Source organism: Levilactobacillus acidifarinae DSM 19394 = JCM 15949 (assembly GCF_001434835.1).
In the GTDB taxonomy this organism is placed as follows: domain Bacteria; phylum Bacillota; class Bacilli; order Lactobacillales; family Lactobacillaceae; genus Levilactobacillus; species Levilactobacillus acidifarinae.
In genome coordinates, this window is the sequence record NZ_AZDV01000028.1 from 262,163 (window position 1) to 281,668 (window position 19,506).

The window sequence follows — 19,506 nt, forward strand, 5'->3', positions numbered from 1 at the left end:
CGAAGAACTATGCTATAATGATGAAAATTTGCTTCACTAAGGACTGACATCTTGTATGAACATTCGCGACATTGACCACATTACTCTGACCGTTAGCGACATCGAGCGTTCCGTGCGCTGGTACCACGAGGTTTTCGACCTCCCTATCATTGAATTCGACGATGGTCGCCGCGGCGTCAAGCTCGGTAAACAAAAGATCAACTTCCAAGTCGCCACCGCCCCGCATTTACCGGTGGCCAAGCACCCCACGGTTGGGGCGGCGGACTTTGCCATCATCGCCACCGATCCTTTGGCCAACATTCTCTCCCACCTGACCAACTACGCGGTCGAGATCATCGACGGTCCGTTACCTAAGCAAGGCGCCCAGGGTCCCATGACCTCGGTCTACGTGCGCGACCCGGACGAAAACTTAATCGAAATCGGTAAATACGATAACTAGTGGTAACGCATAAGGGGGAATCGTCACATGCACAAGGCACCTCGGGGCATCATGGCCCTCTTTGATTGGCTCGGCCGGTGTGGCTACTGGGTTGGCTTTATCATCATTTATTTAGTCGATTCAATGATTCTAACCACGGCCACCAGTTTGGCCAGCACCCAACCCGCCGCGGCCACCCGAATGATTGGCATCATGCTCATTTATTCAGCGGGTCTCCTGGCCTTTATCAGCTGGCGCTACCAAAAACAGTTGGATTACGACAATCCGCGACACTTTGGGCGCACACCGCTAACCTTTCAACGACTCGGTCAGCTCATCGCATTGTTTTTGCTGATGTATGGTGTTCAGATACTCTGGAACGTTCTGATTGGGACACACGTGTTAAGTAGTCCCGCCAATCAAACGACCATTAATCAACAAGTCCAACTATTACCGTTCTGGAACCTCGCCTACTCGGTCTTCTTCGCACCGGTGATTGAAGAACTCATCTTTCGCGGCATCTTCTTGAACTACTTCTTCCGTAAGAATAACCGTTGGATGAACTTGCTTGGCGTGTTCGTGTCTGGTCTAATTTTCGGTTACATGCACGTCGGGGGCTTCTCGTGGACGCTTCTGATGTACTCGGCGCTAGGCTGGGTCTTGGGCTTTGCCTACCTGCATTTCCGGGACATTCGTTACGACATTGCGCTGCACTTTATGAATAACGCCTTATCGTTATTGGCCTTTGTCTGATACCCCAGACGCTTAACCTAATGACCCAATTTTTAACTTCGAACCAGAATAAGGGACCTCGCAAATCATCCGCGAGGTCCCTTATTTTAATCGCTTTATTTTACCTAGAGTTTAAGAAAGAGCTATTTGCGCATCAAAATCTTTATGACTATTGTCGTCTTCATAATCATCCGTGTCGTAAGACCCAGTCCATTTAAGCCGAGCAGTAGTCAAATCGCTAACCTTTTCCAACTTAGGAATCAAGAAATAAATATTTCCATCCTTCTGTGCGTTAGCATTAAGGTCACCATCAAAATCGTCGCTATGATACATGTCTGCTTCAACCTGCTGACCATCATTGGTATTTAAGGTTGCTTGTGCTGGAAAGGTTGATATATCCTTACTCCCCACTTTAATTGCCATGTGAACCTTCACAATCCCATTGAATTTAGTTTTTTTACTATCGTTTCCATCGTATGTTCCGTCAGTTTTATAAACAGTCACTTTATCAATACTGAAATTAGTTCCTGCCCATGTAGTGTCCTTAAACTTAGTTGCATAATCTTTTTGATCAGCAATATCAATTTTAGACCTTCCTAACGTCATTGTATGGCCATCTTTTGCGTCAGAACTGCTAGATTCATCAGTAGTATCCTCCGACTCGCTGCTAGATGATGAGGACTCCACTTTTGAACTAATAGTACTCTCCGACTTATTATAATCCGCCATTTTTGTTGCATAAGCCATAGAATTAATCGAAATTGTACAAATTAAGGTTAAAATAACAAGTATTACCCAATTCTGCCACTTTTTATACCATTTTTCTGACGAATAATGCTTATCAAAGCGTTTTCCCTTCGAATCTGACTCTTTAGTGAAAAATACGATCAACATAATAAGCCCAACTACGGGAATTAACCCCAACCACAAACAATTTCCCGAACGATTAGTATCGTGAAGTCGCCGCACTGACGCTGAAAATTGTAGAATCGCTAAAAAGGCCCATAGACCACCTACAATTATCTGTAGGATTAATTGTTGGAAGCTATATAATCCCATTCCATAGCTAAACATTGACATTGCTTTTGGTACTAAGGTCATCCCCAATAGAACATTAATTAGAAATAAATCTAAATACAACCACCAAAAGTTAGCACGATTCGTGCACTTGCCTAACGTAAATGCCTCCCTAATACCTAACTTAAAAGCACTAGTCATATTTGGTGAGCTTTCTTCCTGAAATTGCACCTGTTCTCCAGACTTTTCATCCCCTACAACTGTCTGCTTTGCGCCACACACTGCACAAAACATAACATTTTCTGGAAGTTCCTCACCACATTGAACACAGTACTTTATCCCCTTCTCCGACATTTTGTTTCCTCCCTTAAAAATCAGCTTTTAATGTCTTCAGCTTTTGGACAGAATAATCATAGTTCCCCGAATATAAAACAATTAATTATAAATAGCATTCGATTAAAATTATATAAAACTAAACTAATCATAAATGACCTTGTAGAAGAGCACAATCTTTATTAAGTACAACACGCTAATTTTAAATTGCTGATTTTATGAAATGAGTTTCATAACTTTTTAAATTAAAAAAGGTCCAACGACATTTAATTGCCGTTAGACCCACTAATATCCATATTTAGTTTCATTGTCTAAACTATAGTTTAACCAAGTCCCGATAATCCCGTGCCCAGGCTAGCCCCATGGCGCCGTCACCCACATGGACCCCAAAGCTGGGGCCAATCAAGGCCGCGTCAAACGTGACCTGGGGGAAGCGATCGTGAGCCGCCATCAACCACTGTTCCGTGGTCTCCGGTTGATCGGCGTTAAGAATCGTGGCCTTAACCGGGGGACTCTGGTTGAGGTCGGGCGCCATTAAATCTAATAAATCGCCCAACGCACTCTTCAACCGCAGGGTACTCCCGGCAAACCGAATCTTACCGGAGTCCTCAAAGACCAGTAACGGCTTCCCCGCTAGTAGCGGGGCGTTCCCCGGCCCGTGACCCGGATTGATCTCCCCCGTATGTAACAGGGGCCTAATCGAATCGACCACAAACCCGGTATGCGCCGTCTGCCGTAGCGTGGCTAACCGGTCCAGAATCGTTGCGACCGGGACGTCTTGGGCGATCAACGCCGCGGCTAACCGGACCTGGTCGCCCATTCCCGTAAGGATCGTTCGGGAGTCCCACGGCCAAACCTTGACACTCTTGATATTTTCAACGTAGGCGCCCAACGTATTCATGAACCCCGACAACCCACTGGTCGGCCCAATCACGATCACGTCCGTCACCCCCTGGTGGGCTAATTGGTCACAGGTGGTGTGAACCGTCTGCATCGAAATTTGTGGGGCGGTCGGCACCATCTTCCGGGGCTTACTCAAGCGTAATAGCCGGTAATAATCGGCCGGACTTAAATCCTGATATTCATGATACTGGCGGTTCCCAAACATAATGGGCGCCGCGAGCAGGGTAATCCCCCTAATCTCGGTCTCCTGGGGGGTAATCCCCGCCGACGTATCCGTCACAATGGCAATCTTCACGACGGCATCTCCCTTGCTTTCGTTGGCGTTACGGCGGTAAATTGCCGCAATCCGTTCCTAAAGTTAATTATGTTTCAGTATACCATGTCCTTGCCTCAGCACCAGCCGTTTTTCATGGGGTGATTGCGGAAATCCGATTGCTGAAAAACCGCTAAAAGATAGTTGACGTCCGTGTGGCAATGCCGTACACTAAATTTATTCAGAATACGGAAAGAAGGAAAGTTATATGCAAATGTCTAAGATGACCTTAAATGGACGTTGGCAAAGCCGGTAATCAAGTCGTCATCACTGTAGATGCGACTTGAGCTCACAGAGTGCTCTTCGCATCTGCGCCGGCTAACTTTCTGATGGAAAGGGTCTGCACGGATGAATTATCCGCCAGCGGCCCATTAATTTTTGGGGTACCCGCTGCGGCTGGGTGCCCTTTTTTAGTCGGAAAAGTCAACTTTCACGAAGCGAGGTTTATCAGGATGAAACGGTTATACGGATTAATTGCTATTTTACTCATTTTTCTGGGATTCGCCTTCGTTAAGGAGAATCATCAACAAAGTGCCCAAAAAACGGGCACGCCAACCGTGGGGATCTTACAGCTCCTCTCCCACCCGGCACTCGATGCCATCCACAAGGGCATCATTCACGGGTTAGCCGAAGAAGGCTACCACGTGAATAAGAACATCAAGATCGACTTTCAAAATGCCCAAAACGACCAAAGCAACCTTAAGACCATGAGTGCGCGATTCGTCAACGAACACGCCAACGTCATGATTGGGATTGCCACACCGGCCGCCCAAGCGTTAGCCAACGCCTCCAGCACCACGCCGGTCGTCCTCGGTGCCATCACCGATCCTAAGGGCGCCGACCTGGTCAAGAGTAACACCCGGCCGGGCACCAACGTCACCGGGGTCTCCGACCAGGCACCCCTAAAGGCCCAACTAAAATTGATTCAAAAAATCATGCCGAACATGAAGACGCTAGGCATCATCTACACGTCGTCCGACGATTCGGCCACGGCCCAATACCACCAATTCGCGGCCATTTGTAAACAAGAACACGTCAAGCTCAAGGCCTACTCCATCGCCAACACCAACGACTTGAACCAGGTCGCTCAGCAGATGGTTTCGCAGGTCGACGCCGTCTACGTACCGACCGACAACACCGTGGCTAGTGCCATGCAAACGTTGGTCGCCACGGCCAACGCCAAGAAAGTGCCCGTGTTCCCAGCCGTGGATACTATGGTCAAGGCGGGCGGCCTCGCCACGCTCAGTATCAACCAGTACAAGCTGGGCGTCGAAACCGGGAAAATGACCGCCGCCATCCTGCGGGGTAAGAACCCGGCCACCACGCCAATTCACTTTGAACGCCGCGGGGAAATGACCATCAATTTAGCCGCCGCTAAGAAACTGGGAATCACGCTTCCTAGCGACGTCGTCAAGGAAGCCCAACAACACGGGGAGGTCTTTAAATGAGTTTAATGGTATCTGCAATCGGACAAGGCCTGCTTTGGGCCGTCCTCGGGGTGGGGTTATTCCTCACCTTTAGAATTCTAGATTTTGCCGACATGACGGTTGAAGGCACCTTCCCGCTGGGCGCGGCCACCTGTGTCGCCGCCATCAGCAACGGGATGTCCCCCCTTGTCGCCACGTTACTGGCCTTTATCGTGGGTAGTCTGGCCGGTTTAATCACCGGTTTGCTCTACACCAAGGGTCACATCCCCATTCTGTTAGCTGGTATCTTGGTCATGACCGCCTGCTACTCCGTTAACCTACGGATCATGGGCCGGGCCAACGTGTCCCTACTGGGAAAAGCCACGCTCTTTAAGAACCACTTTCTGGAAGGATTGCCGCAATACTTTGACAGCGTCTTTTTAGGCACCCTGGTCATGGTCGTGGTCACCGGTATCGTGATCTACTTCCTACAAACCCAGTTGGGGCAAGGATTCATTGCCACCGGGGATAACCAAACCATGGCGCGTTCCCTAGGCATCAACACCGATAATATGAAAATTATGGGTCTAATGGTCTCTAACGGACTGATTGCCTTCGGGGGCGCCCTGGTCGCCCAAAACAACGGCTACGCCGACGTCAACATGGGAATCGGGATCATCGTGATTGCCCTGGCCTCCATCATCATCGGAGAAGTCGCGTTTGGCGATTTAACGCTAAACCAACGGTTAGTTGCCGTGACGCTCGGGAGTATTCTTTACCGGTTCGTCTTACTGATCGTTCTGAAGTTAGGTTTCAACGCCAACGACTTGAACCTGTTATCCGCCATCGTCTTAGCCCTGTGCATGATGCTACCGGTCTTCAAACAGGCCTTCAACTTCAAGCACATTTTGAAACGGGGGTTAGATACTAATGACTAAACCATTACTCCAACTTAAAGACGTGGTGCTCAAGGTGAACCGCCACACGCCCGAAGAAATTAAGATTCTCGATCACCTCAACCTGACCATCAACGCCGGGGACTTCATCACGGTATTGGGGTCCAACGGGGCCGGAAAATCCACCCTGTTCAACGCCATCGGGGGTGACCTCACGATCGATAGCGGTCAGATCCTGCTCAACGGCCGCGACATCGCTCACGATTCCGTGGAAAAGCGCACCCGCTTTCTCAGTCGGGTCTTTCAGGATCCCAAGTTGGGTACCGCCCCGCGGATGACCGTGGCCGAAAACCTCCTGTTGGCCGAACGTCGGGGCCAACGCCGGGGCCTACTTCCACGCCGGTTGAACAAACAGCTGGCCCACTTCAAGAAAATCACGGCGACCATGCATAACGGCCTGGATCAGCGTCTGACCACCGCCACGGGGAACCTCTCCGGGGGGCAACGCCAAGCGCTAAGCTTCTTGATGGCCACGTTAAAGCGCCCTGAACTATTGTTGCTGGACGAACACACCGCCGCGCTGGACCCGCAAACCAGTCAAGACTTGATGCACCTGACCAACGAGCGGGTCCAGGACCAAAACCTGACCTGCCTGATGATCACCCACCACCTCGAAGACGCCCTGACCTATGGCAACCGCCTGATTGTCCTGCACCACGGCCAGGTGACCTTTGACGTCGCCGGAGCCGAAAAAGCCGCGTTGACCACCGAAAAGCTCTACAGTTTCTTCGCGGAAATTGAATAACTTAGGCTCACTAAAAAAACTTCCAATAAATAACACCCCCCAGGGGCCTTCGCCATTTTCGCGAGAGTCCCTGGGGGGTGTTGACGTTAGGAGACCCATTTAAGGGTTCCCGTTAAGTCATCGTTTATTTATTCTCGTAAATCTTAATCAACCCCTGCGTGCCGTCATCGCCCAACCCACAGTCGTCAACCATGGTTTCGTAGAGTTGCTTCGCTTGCTGGGTCGCCGGTAGGTCCAAGTGCATCTGGTCGGCTTCCCGGAGCGCAATTCGTAAGTCTTTTAAGAAATGCTTCGCAAAGAAGCCCGGGGTGTAATCGTTCTTTAGGATCCGGGGCACGTAATTATCCATGCTCCAATTGTCGGCCCCCCCACTACTTAGCGTGGCTAAGACCTGGGGTAAGTCGAGACCGGCCGCCTTAGCATAAACCAGCATTTCGGTCAGCCCGGTCATGGTCCCCGCAATCATAATCTGGTTGGCCATCTTGGCGTGTTGGCCCTTGCCGGCCGCACCAAAGTAGTTCACGCGTTGACCAATTTGGCCAAACACGGGTTTTAACTGGTCGTAAGCGTCTTGATCGCCGCCGACCATCACGGTCAACGTGGCGTTCTTCGCGCCCACATCCCCACCGGAAACCGGTGCGTCTAACGCCCGGAGTCCCAGATGATGGGCGACTGCCGTCAAGTCTACGGCCAGAGCCGGCGTACTGGTGGTCATGTCCACTACAATACTACCGGGCTTAGCCCCCGCAAAGATGCCTTCAGCGCGCGAATACACATCCTTAACGTCCTGAGGAAAGCCAACCATGGTGATAATCACCGTCGATTGGGCGGCTACGGCTTGCGGTGAGTCCGCCCAGGTGGCCCCCGCCGCCAGAACGGTTTGCGCGTGCGCCTTAGTCCGGTTATAAACCACGACCTGGTGCCCCGCTTTCAATAGATTTTGAATGATGCCAGTACCCATGACACCCGTCCCGATAAATCCAATTTGCATTTCACTAACCCCCTTGGTTGTGATTAGCCCTATCGTACCACGAAACCCCTATAAGGGGTCAGCAACGCGCCCCTCTGGTTCATTACCCCCGACCACCGTGACGCCCCCACACGAAAAAAGTGAGTGCCCCCTTCAGCAATCTAAGTTTCTTCTAAACCAACTCTCAAATCATTTTCAAGTTAACTTTGCGTAACCCTGGGATTGAAACGTGGGCTAACCGGCAGTTGGTGCCGCTTAATTCAAAAGCGACAATTATTCCAAAACCAGGAATAATTGTCGCTTTTACGTTAACGTTCGAAGGCTAAACGCCATTGGACCCACGTTACTCAATCATTAGTCTTTTTTAGATTCGGCCGGTTTCTGTGCACCTCGCCGTTGCCGAATCACGTGAATCAGCAGCGTCACAATGATGGCTCCGACCACAATCAACCCAAATACCGCCGCCGGAATCTCGATATCGATGGCCGGGATCGACAGAAACAACTTCAGCGCGATGATCCCAATCAGAATGTAAGCCATGGGTTCCAACTCGGGAATCCGTTGCATCAACTTCATGATGATCTCGGCAACCCCCCGCATCGCCAAGATTCCGATCATGCCCCCAATCAGGACAATCACGGGATTGTTGGAAATCGCCAACGATGCCAGGACCGAATCCACGGAGAAGACAATATCCATTAATTCAATCTGAATCACAACGGACCAGAACAACGAAAACACCCGGTGTTTCTTGTCTGTGACCAATTTACGCGTGTGCTTCACGCGGGTTCGGGTAAAGAATTGAAAGACCAGATAGGCCAGATACAGTGACCCCAAGACCTTAATCTCCCAGAAATGAATCAAATAGGTCCCCAACCCAATGATGATGAACCGAAAAACGTAGGCTCCCCAAATTCCGTAAAACAGCGATTTCTCGCGCAATTCCTGCGTCGGTAATGATTGCGTTTGGGCGGCCAAAACCACCGCATTATCGACGGACAACAGGCATTCGATCAGCACCAACGAAAAAATAATCAGCCAATCGTTACCCGTTGTAATCACAGTTGCCCAGTTCTGCGGGTCAAAGAACGGCCCGTATAACTGACTTAGAAAATGTAACACCGCATGCCTCAGCTCCTTTTTTATTGGGGCTATTTTACCATACCGACGGGCCGACTGGCGACTAACCCGCCAAATTTTTTTGCCGGCGGAGCCGCTCGTTGGTTAATTGACCTGAGTCATTCATCATTTAAATCGTTGAAAATGTTACCGAAACGCCATCATCTTGTTATTAATTCGCAACTAAAGCGCGTTACCATAAATGTATACTACCAATCAAAGGGGAATGGATGGTTATTGTGAAAAAACTCATGTTAATTGCCGCTTCCGCACTTTTTGCGGGCGGCTTGCTACCCGTGGGCGCGGCTCACGCCAGTAGCTATTTGACAATTACGAACACCCAGAATACGGACTACAACGCCCGGTTCGTGAGTCAGTCGAAGCGTAACGATGGGATCTACTACTACGGTCCCTATAAGACGCGGCGGTCGGCCACGACTAGGGACGCCAGTGGGAAAAACTGGCAACACCGGTTCGTACGGGTCAGCCAAACGGCCACGCTGTCTAACGGCGTGAAGTTCGTCAAGTTTTCGTGGTACGGCAAGACCATTGGCTGGGTCGACCAGCGAGCATTGCAGAAGTTCAGTCGAACCAGTAACGCCCAAGCCTTGCTGACTAACGCCCACTTTAAAGGGCGGGCCATTTTGTTTAACAACTACTCGACTAACGCCAGTCACGTCAGTGTAGGATACGCTGACGCGACCAGCCAAACGGCCAACGCCACCAATACCCTCTACCCCATCGCCTCGTTACAAAAGGTGATGACGGGGGCCATCATCGAACAATTGGCTAGCAACAACAAGCTGTCAATGAACGATAAGTTAAGCAAGTTTTATCCCAGTGTGAAGTACAGCCAAAACATTACGATTCGACAATTGCTGGATCACCGTTCCGGCATCAACATGGCCGAAAGTACGCCGGGGTCCCTGCTTACCACCCAAGCGGCCCAAATCAACTACACGTTACAGCAGTTGAATTCGACCGGGAAATCCAGCTTTAATTACACCAACGCTAACTACGCCTTACTCGCCGCCATCGCCTCGAAGGTGACCGGCCAGAGTTATGAAGACCTGGTTCAAAGCCGGATCATCAAGCCGTTGGGGTTACAAAACACCTACGCATGGGATCAATTACCAACTTCTCAATTAGCGGCCAGCGGTTACACTTACGCGAACTGCAAGGACTACCAGAGCGCCAACGTTTCCCAAGCTTTAATGTCCTCATTGTTGGGTGCCGGTAACTACTACTCCACGCCGGAAGATTATGCGACCTTCCAACGGGGGCTACGCAACGGTAAGGTGTTAACCAAGGCGCAATACACCGATCTGGCGAACAACAATAAGTACACCTACGACGGTGGCATGTACCACTACAGTGGTGGGATGAAACGCATCCGTGGGTCTTTGACCGGAGCCGGTTACGATACCGTGCTGTACGGGACTGAAGGCAACAAGTACGGCGCGATTCTCTTCGCCAACCAAAGTCCAACCAAATCAATTAATACTTTGGCTCAGACGTTGTACAGTCTCGCCGAAAACTATAACGAAAATTAGCGTTAAAAAGTAGGGGATCATCGCTAAGCTCAGCGATGATCCCCTACTTTTTTGATTTTACGTGTCGTATTGATTCAAATTATACGTGGCAATCACGTTGGTCAACTTCTTAGCGTAATCCGGATCCGTGGCGTAACCGTTAGTTTGTAACAGCTTCGCGGCCGTTTGATAATCCGTCACGGTTCCCTTAAAATAGTTTTGTTTCAACAACGCGTCGTGATCCAGGATAGCGTCCGTCAAGTTCGGATAATCGCGGAAAGCCGCCTTGACCTTGATTCGCTTATTGTTCACGTATTCGGCGGTCCAGAATTCCTTACTGCTGCCCTGATAAGCGCCCTTCACCCCAAACGGGTTATTGGCTTGCAAGAACAGTTGCGAGGTCCCCCAGCTGGACTCCAAGATGGCCTGGGCAATCACGATACTCGGCAACACCTGCCCATTTTGTTGGTAGACCCGAACCGCGGGGGCTGCCATTTTCTTGATAAATTGCTGCTGAGCGGCAGTTTCATTCGACGACGAGCTACTCGTGGTCTGGGTGACAAATCCGGATTCAATTTCTGTCTTTAATTTACTACGCACCAACAAGCCACCGCCGACAACCAATAGGACCATGACAAAGATCCAAGTGGCAAAGGCAGGGTGGCTATTTCGCTGATGACTTCTTCGACGTCGTTTTGGCACCCGTGTCCCCCCAATTTCCGTTATAATTGGTCCTATTATAACCACCTTTACCGTCAGGGGAAACGACTTTGATGCAGGCCACAACAAAACTTAATCTTTTCTCGAAAGGAGGCCGGCCACATGTTACTCAGTTTGATCTTTTTTCTCCTGTGTCTGACCGCGCTAATGACCTTTTGGCAACCCCACGGTCTGTTCAGCGCCGTCATCACCAGTTTAAGCGGCGGCTTAATTATCTTAATTGCCAGCTTTTCCCACCATGCTTGGGCCCAAGGATTAGCCTTGATTGGTTGGGCGGTCGTGACCTTCATGGCCGTCAGTGGGGTCCTCACCCTCCTACTCATTCTCATCACGCCCCAACGGGTCTTGCGTAAACGCGAACGGCTCACTTGGGGGTTACGTCTAGCAATCGGCGGCTGGTTAGTCCTGGGTGGCGGTTGGACTTGGGCCGTCTTGACCGGCCACTTCAGTGATACTCTGTGGCCCTGGGTCACGTTTATTCCCGTCTTTAGCCTTTATCTGGGCATCCTCTACGTTGCTAGTCTGGTGGGCTACGGTCGGGCGAGTCTCCATCGCTTTCGGAACGCCGACACCCTGGTCATCCTGGGTGCCGGACTCGTCAACGGTAACCAGGTTGGCCGCATCTTAGGCGCCCGGTTAGACACCGCTTTAGCGTTGGCCAAACACCAATCCTCGCCAGTCACACTATTGGTCACGGGTGGGCAAGGGCCCGACGAGACCGTTAGTGAGGCGGCAGCCATGGCGGCCTACTTACAAGCCCACGGTTTTCCTGCCGAACGAATCGTCCAAGAAACGGCGGCGACCAACACCCTAACCAACCTCTTCAACAGCCAACGTCTCTGGGTCAAGTTGCCCCAGCAGGGCGGCCAGGTCGTCTTGATCACCAGTAGCTACCACCTCTTTCGCGCTCAAATTCTCGCCCACCATTTGGGGATTCGGTGTCCTGGGGTCCCCGCCCCGACGCGTTGGTCCTACCTACCGCTGGCGTGGGCTCGCGAATTTCTGGCCATCCTCATGCTTCACCCCCGCCTGCACCGGGGCGTCCTCGTGACGTTGGTGGTCATCAATGGTCTCTGGCTTTTGATCTAAAAAAGAGTGTGCCAAAGGGCGTTTAGCAGATGAGCATTAACGTCGTCAGTTAGATCATCCCGTTTTGGGATGATTTGACTGATGGGGTTAAGCGGAATCTGCTGTCCTTTGGTCCACGTTTCGGCACCGTCTATTCGGTGAATGAAAAGAAGCCAGGACTTATCTCCTGACTTCTTTTAGTTTAAATCTGTCACAGTGAATTCATTTTTTATCGGGTAAAATTTTGGCGTTTTCCAGGACAACATTTCCCGGGTTAAGCGCAGCCGCACCACATCTAACCGGTTATAGGGTTGAAAGTAGTACGTTAAGGATTCGCTACAAGTCGCCGCCCGGTAGACCGAATAGGTTGGCCGGTAATGGTGGCTCTGGGGGACCGTCACGCTATCGAGCAAATGCCAGGCGCTAATGATCCCCGCCGGTTCGTCAGCGGGGAGGTCGGCCCGTTCCTTGTAGTAGGCGGCCCGCACAAAGCGCCCACCCGGAGTATACGACCCGCTAGGCACCGGCTTACCCGAAAACCGCCCGGTCGTCACCCGCGGCGTGTTTACCGGAACCGTTCCGGCGACAAAGTCATCGGTGTAATTAACGTATTGACCCAGGCGCTCAAGCTGTAACTCGAAGTCTTTACTGTTGGTGACCACCCCCAACGGATTTTCCCGGATACGCATGGGAAAGTGTGTGGGCTCGATCACCACGGTCCGTCCCGTTCGGTCGACCACCGCGAAGTGTAACTCACTGTCACCGATTGAATTGGCCGCTAACCGCCCACTCATTAGCTGAATCTCGGGTAAGTGAGCCTCAATCTCCGCAATCGAACCGTAGCGACTTAATAAATAGAAAGAAAACTCAAACGGGGCTAAATGAACGTACCCCGGTGTGGGCGTATCGACCAGTTGCGAACCGTTCGCAAAGGTGAGTTTCTGCACGCTCAGCCCCTTTTCGTTAACACCATCGGACACGTCAATCTCGTGGTCGTGGGGGCCGCCCCCACCAATTAATGCGTACTTGGTCACGTGCGACTGGTCGTCAAACAAGCTTTGCCATTGATACCCCCGCGGTACGAAGAGCGGCATGCTGCGCATCACGTGCCAATCCATGGTTCGCGCTAAAATGTGGCTACCATCTTTCGCAATCTGTAAAATACTGGTACACATGGTCCGCCTCCTCTAGTCTGCGGCCTGAGCGTCGGTTAAGAATTGTTGAAACTGTTGGTCGATGGTCCGTTGCCGGGCCGTTTCACCGGACAGGGCCATCCCGGCCACGCTGGCCGTAATTTGTAAGTAAGCAAACAAAATTTGACTGGGGTCTAAACCCGTCTGCTGGGCCAGCTGGGTGGCAAACTCGAACCGGTGGGCCCCCATCAGTGCCGCAAAGGGACTCACGTAAGCATGATGGCGTTTGGCCATAAAATCATCTACTTTCTTTTAGTTCGTAAGTACTCCTACTTTACCGGCTTTTAGCGGGAAGTCAATCAAAAGACTTCCTTAACTTTTCCTAAATCAACACCTATCCCTTTCGGATGGGCCTGAATATGGTAGAATTAAGCATGAATTGCACCCTGCTTGCACGGCGGGAAACTAATTACTTAGAGAGGACTCAGATTACATATGCAAGAACGGATTAGAAAGCTTCATCATAACCGAATTTTTGCACTCGTATTCTGGTTAGTTGTGGTCTTTGCGGCCATCGTGACCTTACCGAATGTCAATACGATCATTCAATATGATGGTCAACCACAATTGGCGAATACGAGTCAACCCGTTAAGGCCAGTCAAGTACGCAACCATTGGGGTCGTAATCTTGATGGGACCTATACGGTCAACGCGGTCTTTAACAATCCCGCGGGTAAACTGACGAACAAACAGTTAGCCGCCATCAACAAGACCACGTCGTCGTTACAGAAAAAGTCGACCTACTACGGGATTCAAAAGATCACTACCATAACCAACACCCCGACTAGTCGGCCACAGTTACTATCCAAGGATCAATCCACGGAAATTGTCCAACTGGCCGTCAGTCATAATCAGGGACCCGTTCGCGACATTGCCAAACAACTGAAGAACGAAATTGCCACGGTCGGCTTGGAGACCTACGTCACCAGTCCTGAGATCGTGAGCGATGCGGCCAACGAGCATATCGCCTCGTTTACGCTGATTGTCATTTTGATGACCCTACTGATTGCCTTAGTTGCGATGGGGATTTTATTTGCTTCCATTATTGCGCCAATCATTACCTTCTTGGCCATTCTCATTAGCTATATTTCCACCCTCAGTCTCGCAACGAACTTGGCCTATCACTGGAACTTCGCCTATTCCGAATACACGCCGATCTTCTTACTCTTAGGAATCAGCCTGTTTACCCTGCTGACCAGTTTTTGGTTCTTTAGGGACCTGCGCAACCTGGTCGACGAAGGGACGGACAGTCAAGCCGCAACAACCCAAGTTATTCACAACCTGGGCTACCGCATCTTAATCAGTACCCTGAGCCTGACGTTAGCCTTTGGTAGCCTGATGCTCTTCAAATTCTCCAGCATCCGCGCGCTCGGTATTCTGGGCGTTGGGTTTGCCATCACCGGCTTGGCCAGCGTGACCCTGATTCCGGTCTTTGCCGGGATGCTCGGAAACAGCCTCTTCTGGCCAAAAAAGACCCGGCCCCAGTTGGCCGACCACAAGTTGTGGCGGCAACTCGCTCGGTTCGGACTTTGGCAACCCTGGATTGCGGTCATCGTCGTCCTCTACTTTGCCGGAGTCGGCCTGTTTGGCGGCACCCAATCCCACTTGAATTACAATAACGCGCAAGATATTCCGAATAACCAAGCCGTGCAAGGGGCACGGGTCCTCAGTGCCCACTTTGGTCAAGGAAAAGCCACGCCGGTCACGTTGTACCTGCAAACTAAGCAACGGCTGGATAATCAGGATCAACTGTACCAACTCGACAATTTAACCAAGAAGTTACGGGCCCAACCAGGGGTAGCGGCGGTGACGTCGGTTACCCAACCGGGGGGCCAACCCGTCACCCAGTACTACGTTTCCCGTCAATTAAACGGGGTCACCACCAGTCTGTCTGGAGCCATGGGCCAACTGCAGTCCATCCGTAACGCCATCAAGGCCGACCAAAACGGCTTGAAGCAAAAGGATTTAAAGGCTGAGGTCAAGCGCCTCGATAAACTCTCCACCAAGACTGATAAGTTAGTCAGTCAAAGCAGTCGCCTTCAATCGGCCCTCTCTTCGGTTCAAAGCAATACCTCAACCAGCAGTAGCTCTTCTAAGGCCGCTCGCCGGTATATTCGCCAGCTGAATCGGATCAACACCGATTTGAACACCGCCTCAACAACGCTGACCAACTTAGCCGCAGCCGTTGGCGCCACTAGCAGTGACGTCAGCACCGTACAGTCTAACCTGAGCACCTACCAAGAATCTATCAAGGCCGTGAACTCTAGCCTGGGGCAAACGCGCAAGCAAGTGCAAAAGCTGAACACGTCCATTAACAAGATTTACACGTACTTAGGTGGGCTGCAAAATTCCGAAGCCGCGAAATCCTTGTACCTAACGCCAACGCAATTAGCCAGTGGTGATTTCCAACAATCCCTGGTGAACTTCACCGACGCCAAGGTCAAGACTACGTACCTGACCATCACGTTGAAACAAGAACCGAACGCCAAGACCACGACCAAGACGCTCCAGTCGCTCAAACAAGTGGCTACGAGTCAGTTACGGGGTACGTCGCTAAAGGATGCCACGTTGACCTTCTCCGGCCAACCGGTCGTAACGTCGACGTTACAAGAACAGTTCCAACACGACTTACCACGTGTCTTATTATTAGTCTTTGGGATTACGTTACTCCTACTCGTGATCTTTAGTCGGTCATTGTTACAGACCAGTTACTGGTTCCTGACCTTCCTGGCTTCCGCAGCGGCCAGTTACCAACTGACCCGTCTGATCATGCAATGGCTAACCGGAAACAGTCAGTTCAACTGGCAAGTGCCATTACTGGCCTTCGTCCCCCTGACGGTGCTCGCCGTGGTCGAATTGACCCAGTTAGCGTTGAGTTACCGGTTAAACGAGGCACCGTTACTCGATTGGCTGCTCCCCGGAATTCACGAGGTCGGTCAAACCATGCGGCATTCACTGTTCATCGTGATTGCCGGCGTCCTCGGCTTGCTAGCGGCCGAATCACAAGTCTTAACGGCGGTCACGTTAATCACCGTCTTGACGGCGATCATCTTTAACATCATGCTACCGTTAATGGCGTCATCCTTCGGCAAGCTCTCCGTGGTTATTCCCGCGCAAAAACCTTACCAGTTCCACTGGCCAACGCGGAAATCTGCAGCCAAACGGCCATCGCGGCGTTCCTGGCGGCGGCACCACACCGATGAGTCCACCGACCACCCAAAAGATGACCAAAAATAAGTAATTCAGTCACCGTCAAAAAACGGGATCCCGCAGAAATGCGAGGTCCCGTTTTTGACAGTTACTTTTAGTTTAGCGACCAACTCCCCAGACCGGTCACTTGACCCTTTATTCCGGTGACGCCTGCGTTAACTTTTGCGCTTGGGCATTAGGCACCAAGCGGTACGCGACCGATTTGTCTTCGGGCAGGAGCGCCATTAACGTTTGGTGATCGTCAAAGGGGCCGAGATTAATGGCCATTTGACCGTCGATCTCCGCAAATCCCTGTAATCCCGTTGAAATAAACCGGTGAAGGACTTTAGCTCGTGAGTTCCTGGCCGCGGCCTTTTGCCCGGCGGCGGCCAGGGTGTAACCACTGTCCAAGAAATACTTAATCATGGAGACCTTCACAAACGTCCCGAACGAATAGACCCGGGCCTGTTCACCTTCGCGTTCACGCGACTTAATGAGGCCCTTTTTTTCCCAATACCGTAGCTGACGTGGCGACACGCCCGTCATGCTGGCCAACTCCCCAATCCGAAAGACCAAGCGGTGTACGTCAAATACGCGTCGCATTTCATCCGTGAATTCTGCCACGTCCATTGCCTCCCTCTGGCTGAACTGTTTTTGTCAAGAAGTAGTTTACCAAGCTTTACCCGCCAATCGCAAGTTATCTTCCCAGAAAGTAATGTTTTGTTTAAGACATTTAACGGCATTGCAACTCACTTGTTACAAAATTGTCATATTAGACTGGTAACCTTGTACTTGTAAATTCATGAGGAGTTGTGATGTTAGGATGAAAAAATTAGTTAAAAGTATTGCGACAATCGCACTAGTTGTTTCGGGAGCCGTTACGTTGGCTACCACGACAGCCGCCGCTGATAGTACCGATGCAACAACTGATCCCACGACAGAGACAACTGCACCAGCTGCGACTAAGAATACGACGTTCAAATCCGTTTACAAGGTTGCTAAGGCCCACTTAGGTGCCTCATACGTCTACGGTGCCGTTGGACCAAACGTCTTTGACTGCTCCGGCTTTACCAGCTACATCTACCGGAAGGGTGCTAACGTAACCTTACCACGGACCGCTCAAGCGCAATTCAACGCTTACAAGCACGTGAAGTACGCCAACATCAAGAAGGGTGACTTAGTCTTCTTCGGTGGCAGCAAGTACTCGATTTCTCACGTCGGCATGTACATTGGTAAGGGTAAGATGATCGATGCACAAAACCGTGGTGTGGTTCGCGAAGCCGTTCACGCCCCATGGTGGCACGCCGTTGGTTATGCCCGGGTAGATACGACGAGCAACAACTAACTCCTAACGTTCTCATGAATAAATAGATCGGAAAAACCTCGAAACGTTGCGCATTAGCAGATGGCTAGTGGCAACGTTTTTTTGTGATTCAAAAACGGGTCCGCACTGTCGGCCGGTCCCCGTTTTGAGTTTCCATTTAGTTCTTAGCGCCTTGGTAACGCATGGTCTTATGCTGGATTCCCGCTTCTTCAAACGGTTCCCCTAGCGCGACAAAACCAAGTTCCTGGTAAAATGCGAGGGCGGTCAACTGGGCGTCCAGTTCGATGCGCGCCACGTCCGACTTCTGCGCGTCGGCGATAATCTGCTTGATAAGCGTCCCGGCGTACCCCTGATGGCGCGCAGTGGCCACCGTGGCGACCCGCTGGATCTTGACCCGGTTACCGGCCAACATATCGATTCGCGCCGTTGTCACGGGGTGGTCGTCCACGTACCCCACGTAATGCATCTTATCTTCATCGGTCCCGTCGAGTTCATCGTGGGGATCGATCCCCTGTTCGTCAATAAATACCTGGCGTCGAATTCCAACGGCGTCTTGGTAACAGGGATTCTGGGTCCCCCATGCCATGCGACATTCCATACTGTCAGCTCCGTTTCCTAATCTTTTTGATTGTAACTCAGGACCTGAATGTCCTGAGCGGTCAACCGTAGCTTCGTTAAGCTCCCGTTAGCGGGACGGACACTCAGGTCGTACTTCCCCTGGCCATAGCGTTCCATCAAGCTCAGTAACGTGTTGCCATGACTAATCAGTAAGACGTTATCGCCATCGTGAAGCACCGGATTGTGCCGAATCAGGTCAAACCCCTGGTCCACTCGTTGCCAGTATTCCGCATTATCCTCGGCTTGATGAAACGGGTCAGCGGCCTTCAAGAAGTCTTTAGCCTGACCAATGGAATACTTGGCTTCAATGGCCTTAAACGTCGGCACGCCGTGGGGCGCACCGGCTACGTACCAGGCTTGCGCCATATCGGTCCCCTCGTAATACCCGTAAAATTCTTCTCTAAAGAACGGGGCCGTCACAAGCTTGGGCGCCGAAGCGTTGGCCGCGATAATGGTCTGTGCCGTTTGTTCGGCTCGGGTGGTGTCACTACAGTAGGCCGCCGCAAACGACACGTCCTTAAGTCGCTGACCAGCCTGTCGAGCATCTGCCAGCCCCGCCTCGGTCAACGGCGAGTTACTCCAACCCTGTAACTTATTATAAATATTGAAATAGGTTTGCCCGTGCCGCACCACGTACAGCGTGATTCCTTTATCCATAACGTCTTCACACCTTTCGTCTAAACTTACCTCTAGTGTACCAAATAACCCCACCAAAGCGGTTACATTTTGGCAGTTGACTTAAAGTTTTCCTAAACTTCCCCCTAGAACTAGGCTGACCTGGAAGTTCTTTGCTAGGATAAGTAAAATGGTTCCCCGTAGTTTGCCAGTTCAGGGGGCAAATTATGGTAGAATAGGGCTATTATTCCGGCGAGAACCCGCGTTTATTCTGAAAGTTCTCGTCACCTAGTCTGTTTCCGAGCCCGTCTCGGCCCATTATTATCCTGATACGA

At 51.1% G+C, this 19,506-nt stretch carries 19 protein-coding genes; 9 read left to right on the plus strand and 10 right to left on the minus strand.

Going from position 1 to position 19,506, the window contains the following annotated elements; genetic code table 11:
• Positions 1–55 precede the first annotated feature (55 nt).
• Both FD25_RS12925 and FD25_RS12930 read left to right on the plus strand, forming a co-directional pair.
• Positions 56–439: a VOC family protein gene (locus FD25_RS12925; protein ID WP_057804666.1), complete on the plus strand. Its 384-nt coding sequence runs from the start codon at positions 56–58 to the stop codon at positions 437–439.
• Between the two features lie 27 nt (positions 440–466).
• Positions 467–1,171, plus strand: a complete 705-nt coding sequence (locus FD25_RS12930) for a CPBP family intramembrane glutamic endopeptidase (protein WP_083484176.1) — start codon at positions 467–469, stop codon at positions 1,169–1,171.
• A gap of 111 nt (positions 1,172–1,282) precedes the next feature.
• Here the strand turns inward: FD25_RS12930 and FD25_RS12935 are convergent, their stop codons facing one another.
• Both FD25_RS12935 and FD25_RS12940 read right to left on the minus strand, forming a co-directional pair.
• Complete coding sequence (locus FD25_RS12935; RefSeq protein WP_057804667.1) at positions 1,283–2,521, minus strand: DUF805 domain-containing protein; 1,239 nt, start codon at positions 2,519–2,521, stop codon at positions 1,283–1,285.
• A gap of 295 nt (positions 2,522–2,816) precedes the next feature.
• Positions 2,817–3,698, minus strand: coding sequence for a DegV family protein (locus FD25_RS12940; RefSeq protein ID WP_057804668.1), 882 nt, complete (start codon positions 3,696–3,698; stop codon positions 2,817–2,819).
• A 470-nt stretch (positions 3,699–4,168) separates the two neighbouring features.
• On the opposite strand from FD25_RS12940, the gene trpX reads away from it, so the two are divergent.
• From trpX to FD25_RS12955, 3 genes are read left to right on the plus strand one after another with little or no spacing between them, the layout of a single operon-like run.
• On the plus strand, positions 4,169–5,164 hold the full coding sequence (trpX, locus tag FD25_RS12945; protein ID WP_057804669.1) for a tryptophan ABC transporter substrate-binding protein: 996 nt from the start codon (positions 4,169–4,171) through the stop codon (positions 5,162–5,164).
• Entirely contained in the window at positions 5,161–6,060 is a 900-nt protein-coding gene (locus FD25_RS12950) for an ABC transporter permease (RefSeq protein WP_057804670.1), read from the plus strand. The genes trpX and FD25_RS12950 overlap by 4 nt, the downstream gene beginning before the upstream one ends.
• The gene (locus FD25_RS12955; protein WP_057804671.1) at positions 6,053–6,823 is read left to right on the plus strand and encodes an ABC transporter ATP-binding protein; all 771 of its coding nucleotides are present in this window, start codon (positions 6,053–6,055) and stop codon (positions 6,821–6,823) included. The genes FD25_RS12950 and FD25_RS12955 overlap by 8 nt, the downstream gene beginning before the upstream one ends.
• 124 nt (positions 6,824–6,947) lie before the next feature.
• On the opposite strand, the gene FD25_RS12960 is transcribed toward FD25_RS12955, so the two are convergent.
• Together FD25_RS12960 and FD25_RS12965 are read right to left on the minus strand one after the other, a co-directional pair.
• Positions 6,948–7,814, minus strand: coding sequence for an NAD(P)-dependent oxidoreductase (locus FD25_RS12960; protein ID WP_057804672.1), 867 nt, complete (start codon positions 7,812–7,814; stop codon positions 6,948–6,950).
• A gap of 333 nt (positions 7,815–8,147) precedes the next feature.
• Complete coding sequence (locus FD25_RS12965) at positions 8,148–8,915, minus strand: TerC family protein (RefSeq protein ID WP_057804673.1); 768 nt, start codon at positions 8,913–8,915, stop codon at positions 8,148–8,150.
• Positions 8,916–9,142: 227 nt separating this feature from the next.
• Here FD25_RS12965 and FD25_RS12970 point away from each other — a divergent pair, with 227 nt between their 5' ends.
• Entirely contained in the window at positions 9,143–10,465 is a 1,323-nt protein-coding gene (locus tag FD25_RS12970; protein WP_371862398.1) for a serine hydrolase domain-containing protein, read from the plus strand.
• Positions 10,466–10,522: 57 nt separating this feature from the next.
• Here FD25_RS12970 and FD25_RS12975 read toward each other — a convergent pair whose 3' ends face one another.
• Positions 10,523–11,146 (minus strand): glycoside hydrolase family 73 protein, encoded by a 624-nt coding sequence (locus FD25_RS12975; protein WP_057804674.1) that lies wholly within the window; start codon positions 11,144–11,146, stop codon positions 10,523–10,525.
• Positions 11,147–11,266: 120 nt separating this feature from the next.
• Here FD25_RS12975 and FD25_RS12980 point away from each other — a divergent pair, with 120 nt between their 5' ends.
• On the plus strand, positions 11,267–12,253 hold the full coding sequence (locus FD25_RS12980) for a YdcF family protein (protein ID WP_057804675.1): 987 nt from the start codon (positions 11,267–11,269) through the stop codon (positions 12,251–12,253).
• A gap of 176 nt (positions 12,254–12,429) precedes the next feature.
• On the opposite strand, the gene FD25_RS12985 is transcribed toward FD25_RS12980, so the two are convergent.
• The gene (locus tag FD25_RS12985; RefSeq protein ID WP_057804676.1) at positions 12,430–13,407 is read right to left on the minus strand and encodes a linear amide C-N hydrolase; all 978 of its coding nucleotides are present in this window, start codon (positions 13,405–13,407) and stop codon (positions 12,430–12,432) included.
• A gap of 12 nt (positions 13,408–13,419) precedes the next feature.
• Complete coding sequence (locus tag FD25_RS12990) at positions 13,420–13,659, minus strand: hypothetical protein (protein ID WP_057804677.1); 240 nt, start codon at positions 13,657–13,659, stop codon at positions 13,420–13,422.
• 201 nt (positions 13,660–13,860) lie between these two features.
• Between FD25_RS12990 and FD25_RS12995 the strand changes: the two genes are divergently transcribed.
• A complete protein-coding gene (locus FD25_RS12995) occupies positions 13,861–16,662 on the plus strand; it encodes an MMPL family transporter (RefSeq protein ID WP_057804678.1) in 2,802 nt (933 codons plus the stop codon).
• Positions 16,663–16,770: 108 nt separating this feature from the next.
• On the opposite strand, the gene FD25_RS13000 is transcribed toward FD25_RS12995, so the two are convergent.
• A complete protein-coding gene (locus FD25_RS13000; protein WP_083484185.1) occupies positions 16,771–17,238 on the minus strand; it encodes a MerR family transcriptional regulator in 468 nt (155 codons plus the stop codon).
• 199 nt (positions 17,239–17,437) lie between these two features.
• On the opposite strand from FD25_RS13000, the gene FD25_RS13005 reads away from it, so the two are divergent.
• Positions 17,438–17,959 (plus strand): C40 family peptidase, encoded by a 522-nt coding sequence (locus tag FD25_RS13005; protein WP_057804680.1) that lies wholly within the window; start codon positions 17,438–17,440, stop codon positions 17,957–17,959.
• Positions 17,960–18,095: 136 nt separating this feature from the next.
• Here the strand turns inward: FD25_RS13005 and FD25_RS13010 are convergent, their stop codons facing one another.
• Positions 18,096–18,536: a GNAT family N-acetyltransferase gene (locus tag FD25_RS13010; RefSeq protein WP_057804681.1), complete on the minus strand. Its 441-nt coding sequence runs from the start codon at positions 18,534–18,536 to the stop codon at positions 18,096–18,098.
• A 17-nt stretch (positions 18,537–18,553) separates the two neighbouring features.
• Positions 18,554–19,213: a histidine phosphatase family protein gene (locus tag FD25_RS13015; RefSeq protein WP_057804682.1), complete on the minus strand. Its 660-nt coding sequence runs from the start codon at positions 19,211–19,213 to the stop codon at positions 18,554–18,556.
• Between the last annotated feature and the right edge of the window lie 293 nt (positions 19,214–19,506).